This is a genomic window from Escherichia sp. MOD1-EC7003 (genome assembly GCF_002965065.1).
In the GTDB taxonomy this organism is placed as follows: Bacteria; Pseudomonadota; Gammaproteobacteria; order Enterobacterales; family Enterobacteriaceae; genus Escherichia.
The window spans coordinates 1-6,267 of sequence record NZ_PTRE01000242.1; the positions used below are offsets into that span (position 1 = coordinate 1).

Annotated in this window: 3 protein-coding genes and 6 pseudogenes; 7 read left to right on the top strand and 2 right to left on the bottom strand. The window is 45.6% G+C overall.

All coding sequences use genetic code 11. The features are described 5' to 3' along the window. Window positions 1-194: 194 nt before the first annotated feature. Window positions 195-321 (top strand): annotated as a pseudogene (locus A7090_RS26870) (IS3-like element ISKpn37 family transposase); the annotation flags it as partial. Between the two features lie 571 nt (window positions 322-892). Further along, window positions 893-1,854, top strand: a pseudogene (locus A7090_RS24505) (RepB family plasmid replication initiator protein). Window positions 1,855-2,137: 283 nt separating this feature from the next. Here A7090_RS24505 and A7090_RS24510 read toward each other — a convergent pair. Continuing rightward, window positions 2,138-2,565 (bottom strand): annotated as a pseudogene (locus A7090_RS24510) (tyrosine-type recombinase/integrase); the annotation flags it as partial. On the opposite strand from A7090_RS24510, the pseudogene A7090_RS24515 reads away from it, so the two are divergent. From A7090_RS24515 to A7090_RS24540, 5 genes and pseudogenes are all read left to right on the top strand, one after another. Continuing rightward, window positions 2,565-2,669 (top strand): annotated as a pseudogene (locus A7090_RS24515) (IS200/IS605 family transposase); the annotation flags it as partial. The pseudogenes A7090_RS24510 and A7090_RS24515 overlap by 1 nt on opposite strands. Window positions 2,670-3,491: 822 nt before the next feature. Continuing rightward, window positions 3,492-3,634, top strand: a pseudogene (locus tag A7090_RS24525) (IS3 family transposase); the annotation flags it as partial. A 168-nt stretch (window positions 3,635-3,802) separates the two neighbouring features. Next, window positions 3,803-4,450 (top strand): OspG family effector kinase, encoded by a 648-nt coding sequence (locus tag A7090_RS26880; RefSeq protein ID WP_241957299.1) that lies wholly within the window; start codon window positions 3,803-3,805, stop codon window positions 4,448-4,450. A gap of 62 nt (window positions 4,451-4,512) precedes the next feature. Next, a protein-coding gene (locus A7090_RS24535) for an IS1 family transposase (RefSeq protein ID WP_105275818.1) occupies window positions 4,513-5,207 on the top strand; the annotation gives its coding sequence in 2 pieces (ribosomal slippage) (window positions 4,513-4,759 and window positions 4,759-5,207; 696 coding nt in all). Window positions 5,208-5,470: 263 nt separating this feature from the next. Further along, the gene (locus tag A7090_RS24540) at window positions 5,471-6,019 is read left to right on the top strand and encodes a hypothetical protein (protein ID WP_241957300.1); all 549 of its coding nucleotides are present in this window, start codon (window positions 5,471-5,473) and stop codon (window positions 6,017-6,019) included. Between the two features lie 43 nt (window positions 6,020-6,062). Here A7090_RS24540 and A7090_RS24545 read toward each other — a convergent pair. After that, a pseudogene (locus tag A7090_RS24545) lies at window positions 6,063-6,267 on the bottom strand (transposase); the annotation flags it as partial.

Genomic DNA, 6,267 nt, shown 5'->3' on the forward strand with positions numbered 1-6,267 from the left:
CGCGTAGCACTGCCGACTGAATAACACATCCCCGTCAATACGGTTCTTGCTGCACGCTTACGTCTGCGTTTCTCCGGCCCTAAGACATCAATCATCTGTTCTCCAATGACTAGTCTAAAAACTAGTATTAAGACTATCACTTATTTAAGTGATACTGGTTGTCTGGAGATTCAGGGGGCCAGTCTAGTGATTGCCATGCAGTACGCGAATAAATCAGTGGATAAATGCTTATTACAACGTTTATCGACCTCATACAAACAATGGTGGTTTATCGCCTTGCCGTATGAAGAAAAATGGAAACAGGTTATTCCGGTGTCCTGATTTTATGATCCACTACACATTCCTGACGAACGCCACTGCATAAATCACATTGCACATCCTCAGAGAGTACGCAGTATAGGAGGGGTATATATACATTATCGGTATATCAGGCGACTTCTGTCTGTATGTTGTCGGTGCTCGCCGCAGACCGGTGACCGGGCGAAACCCGCGAACCGGCGAGGAAGCGCAATGTATCTGTAGTTACAGTGAGCAGGTACGCCCTGAAGCCCTTTCATAAAACGGTTGTGTGCGCTGTCCTTCGGGAAGATTTATCCACATATCCAGAGGCCCGATCCAGTAAACAGATCCATGAATGATCAACAAAGGAACCATTAAAGATCCCCATATCGCTGCAAACCTTGTCACTCATGCTCCGGGACCACGATCACATAAGCTGTGGTATATTTCTGATAAACTGTAACATGCTAATGATAAGCTGTATTCAGTAATGCATATACTGAAGTAAGTTAATGACATAAATTACGGTCAGTACACCAGGCTCAGCTGTTAAATACAGGCTGGAGGCTTTCTGGAAAACGAAAATTCAGACATCAAAAAACTGTTCTGCGAGGTGGATAAGTCGTCCGGTGAGCTGGTGACACTGACAGCAAACAATAATAACACCGTACAACCTGTGGCGCTGATGCGTCTGGGCGTCTTTGTACCGACCCTTAAATCACTGAAGAACAGCAAAAAAATACACTGTCACGTACTGATGCCACGGAAGAGCTGACACGTCTTTCCCTGGCCCGTGCAGAGGGATTCGATAAGGTTGAGATCACCGGCCCCCGCCTGGATATGGATAACGATTTCAAGACCTGGGTGGGGATCATTCATTCCTTTACCCGCCATAACGTAATTGGTGACAAAGTTGAACAGCCTTTTGTCGAGTTTGCAAAACTGTGTGGTATACCTTCAAGCCAGTCATCCCGCAGGCTGCGTGAGCGCATCAGCCCTTCCCTGAAGCGCATTGCCGGTACCGTGATTTCGTTTTAGCACACCCGGGAATATATCACCCATCTGGTACAGTCAGCCTACTACGATACTGAGCGGGATATTGTGCAGTTACAGGCCGATCCCCGCCTGTTTGAACTGTACCAGTTTGACAGAAAAGTCCTTCTCCAACTTAAGGCGATTAATGCCCTGAAGCGACGGGAGTCCGCCTAGGCACTCTACACCTTTATAGAGAGCCTGCCCCGGGATCCGGCACCGATATCGCTGGCGCGGCTGTGTGCACGCCTCAATCTGAAGTCTCCTGTATTTTCCCAGAACCAGACGGTCAGACGAGCAATGGAGCAGTTGCGCGAGATTGGATATCTTGATTACACGGAGATCCAGCGGGGGCGGACAAAACTCTTCTGTATTCACTACCGGCGTCCCCGGTTAAAAGCGCCGAATGATGAGAGTAAGGAAAATCCGTTGCAACCTTCACCTGCGGAAAAAGTCAGTCCGGAGATGGCGGAGAAGCTTGCCCTGCTTGAGAAACTGGGCATCACGCTGGATGACCTGGAAAAACTCTTCAAATCCCGCTGAACATAAACTGTAGTCAGTGAAGAGCGCTCCTTTACTGACTACAGCTTATATTAACCAGTGCAGTGAGTGGTCTGCTCACTGCGGTTTATATTCTGTTTCCTGCAGTGCAGTCTGTAGCTGAGCTGCCACTGCCTGTCCCTTACGTAAGTGATCCCGTAACCTGATACTGAGGCATTGCTCCCTTCATAAAACATGACTTACTCACTACAGCTTATATACATGCTCCAGCTTATGTTATGTCTGTTCTGCTGACCACAGCTTATATAAGGAAGCGCGTATGCCATCACCTCAGGGGAGGCAGTGTACGCAGGATCTCCGCAGCATCCCGCCCATCACCTGTGAAAAGCACTGCCAGCGTGGCAGCCATATCCAGCGCAAACACTCTGGTATAAACCTCCATCGAACGCGGATCCCTGTGACCAGCCAGTGACTGGATGACTTTCCGGGGCTGGCGGTGATAGAGCATGTGCATGATATAGCGGTGCCGGAAGGTGTGTGGTGTCACCGGAATCGAAAAGTGTACCCCGTCAGCTTCGGCCCGTCTGACAGCCTGTTTCAGCCAGTTGCGCATGGTAATGGTTCACGACGACGGGGCCGGGTGGTGATCATCCAGCTTTCCATCTGCCTGACATAGCTTATATCTGTCAGTGGAACCAGGCGGACTTCATCTTTTGGCGGGCGTCCGCGTCGCGCACGCATTTTTTCGGACATTTTGTTCTGCCGCTGTAAAACTTGAATGCGAAATTCTTGAAATGGATGGTGAGGCAGAGTATGTGCATCTACTGGTTGCTTATTCGTCCAAACTGGCTGCAGCTCCGGAATGATTTTTTTAAAGCCCTTCGGGCTTTCCACCTTTCCTCCCCGCCCGTATTGGGTGAAGGTTCCCGGCGCGTTGTTTGCTGAGGTATATTTTCACTATATCTATGATTGACAGCATTACTCTACTGGTTGTTAAAATCCAATTCGGACTTATCTGGCACACCTGATAACAGCGTGTGCTGTATATAATATATACTAGGAGTTAAGTGATGCCGTTGTCAATAGGAAGTCTATTTTCAAGAGGTTATACACCTAAACCAGAAATATCCGCACCTATAGTTGATAAAGCCGCACCTCAAAATTGCACTCTGATTTCAGGCACGTGCGATGTGGATGGATTTACAGTACTAAGCCGACGCTCCTGCACTTATGATATGAGACCACCAGGTGCCGGAGAACGGCCGCCATTACTAAAAATGTCACCTTCAGAAGTTCAGTGGCTGAGCAAAATTATAACGAATGATATGAAGAACTCAAATTAATCCTGACGAACGTTCAGGACGCTATCGCCACAGGGATTGTGGTGATGTCAGCGATTGTAATAAATGTTGAGCACTGTTTGTTACGGTGTATATTGACTGTAATATGGTTTGATTAATAATCATTATTAATGTATTGTGAAAAAGATTATTGCAGTCTTAGCGGATTTTTCTGCCCAAAAAGAACAGACAATGTAAGATGTGAGATAAGCACAAAACGTTTTTCATTAAAAATATTTTTAAATCTTTGTAATCATTTTATTGTGTACTTCAATATAAAATGCAAAGGGTACGTTTTGCACATTTTTTTGTCTGACATGGTTTATGTTTAGAGGTAATTTAACGGAAGCAAAAAAACTTTTGGAGGCGTTCGTGCACTATAAGGAATGGCATCCGCATAGTACGCTGGGTTATCGTTCGCCGAAGGAATATCTGCGGGGGGCAGTAATGGGTTAAGTGATAACTGGTGTCTGGAAATATAGGGGCAAATACACTAAAAGATAAGTAACATTGGCGTTGACATCTGTACAGTAGAATGATAGCAGTCCTACCGTCCTTGCTTATACAGGTAGATAACAAGCTTTCCAAGAAAAGATGAATATAAAAACTGACTAATAAATCACTTAATATCAATTAAAATGGAGTTTTATATGTTACCCATTAGCTCATCTAATAGTGTTTCACTGCCTCAGAATGAGGCCCACTCCACCTCAGCACAACAAATGTGTGTGCAAAAAACAAACAGAACTATAAAAATAAAACAACCATTACCGAGACCAAAACTGACTTTAAATTTTGATATAACCCCCTCCCCCTGCATCGGTAGGGGGCTTGCAGGTGAAGTATTTAAGGATCCAGATAATCCTGGATATGTTATCAAACGTTATAATAAAGCTAATTCAAGTGATGCGCAAAAAGAATGTCATTTATTTAACTCATATTATGGTGAAGGCAGTGCTGAATTATTTACTGAAAAAGGACGTACCTGTTTACGTATGCTGGAGGTTCCTGGTGTACCATTAACGAGAATGAGTCAGTTTCCTGAAAATGCCGACAAGATGTTTCTTGATATGATCATTGACATGGGAGAGAGTAAAATTATTCATGGAGACTTACATATGGGAAATATCTTATTTGATGAAAAGAATAATCGTTTTTGGCCAATTGATTTTTCAAACAGTTACGAGCATTATTATTCACTTGACAAAGATGGAAAATTATTTGTAAATGAGATGGCAGACAGAGAGTTTTGCTCAATATTAAAAAGTTTGCGGAAAAATGCCATAAGCAATATATAGAAAAATGGGTAATGCCTCTAATTAGTTGAATTGATGTATAATGCCGCTTTTGAGGTTTTCTTATGGCCAGCGTTACTGTTCATTGTCCCCGTTGTCAGTCTGCTCAGGTCTACCGCCATGGTCAGAACCCTAAAGGCCGTGACCGGTTTCGCTGTCGTGACTGCCATCGCGTGTTTCTGCTCACCTACACCTGTGAGGCCCGCAAGCCCGGCGTAAAAGAACAAATTACCAAAATGGCATTCAACGGAGCCGGTGTCCGGGATACCGCAAGGACGCTCAAAATCGGTATTAACACCGTCATTCGGACATTAAAAAGCTCGCGCCAAAGCGAATAACATCCTCTCCGGTCGCTCATGCAGATGTGGCCCTTATCTGCGAACTTGATGAGCAATGGAGCTTTGTCGGCAGTAAAGCCCGGCAGCACTGGCTCTGGTACGCATACAACACCAGAACAGGCGGTGTTCTGGCTTATACGTTTGGCCCACGCACGGATGAAACCTGCCGCGAACTTCTGGCGCTGCTCGCGCCGTTTAATATCGGCATGATAACCAGCGATGACTGGGGCAGTTATGCCAGAGAAGTGCCGAAGGAGAAGCATCTGACGGGCAAAATATTCACTCAGCGTATTGAACGTAACAACCTGACGCTGAGAACCCGCATCAGGCGTCTGGCCCGAAAAACAATCTGCTTCTCACGTTCAATTGAGCTGCATGAAAAGGTTATCGGGGCCTTCATTGAAAAACACATGTTCTACTAATTGGATGCACTACCGAAAAATGGTATTGTCGGCATTGTTCACTGATATTCTCACGGCACATTTCAACTAAAACTCAGGAGAGAAGGAGTGAATGTTGCTCATATATTGAGAGTCCAAGAAGTCGTCCACCTACCAAAACGGCCAACGATCTTGGTGTGGGCAGTAGCTTGTGATAACACTTTATTAATATTGAGCGCTTTCAGGATATATCTCCTGAGTATTAGCATAAACTTCTAATATAACTTAATAATTTGAGATTAAATATGTATTTCATCGGTTATCATGGGACGAGTGAGAAGTCAGCCCAGAATATTCTCTCCGTCGGAGTTCAGGAGTGCTTCCTTCCTCCAACGGGACAAATCGGCAAAGGTTTCTACATTGCGAAGATGAACGGTACGCTACCACAGTGGGGCGCTGAAAACGCAACCGAATTAGCCCGCAGAAATCAGCCGTATTTCACTCGCATGGTCAGCTTATTGACCGGCGAGTCAAATAATCCATGGCTTGATAAAGCTGCTCAGCGAACGATTTTAAAAGTTTACACTGTCCGTCCGCTATTGCATTGTAAATGGAACATCATGAACCCCGGCGACTTAGAATTCTTGAAGGCCACACTCTATGACAACGGTGGCCCAGGTCTGGATCTTAAGCGCGATTGCAAATGGTTACAAATGGTTGTACCACCAGAGGAACTCCAGTACCTGCGGGTGAAGCGAGATGATGGCATCTTTGAAAAGCCGCAGAACTGGTTTTCGAAAGAGGACAGTGATTTGTGCTCAGCCCTTCGTGCTCGTGCTCAGCCACTCCGATGATGAACCATCAGTGATATAAGATAGTAAAACGGCCAACAATGTCGTCTTTCCACGATATGAACCGTTGGCTGTTGCGCACCATATGTACCATGCATAACTGGATGCGGGCCTCGGGATATACCGTGTTGATGGCGTCTGGGAAGCCTTTCTGGCCATCTACACGGGCGATAAGGATATCGTTTAGACCGCGGTTTTTCAGTTCAGTCAGCACATTGAGCCAGAACTTCACTCCTTCATTTTCGGCCAGC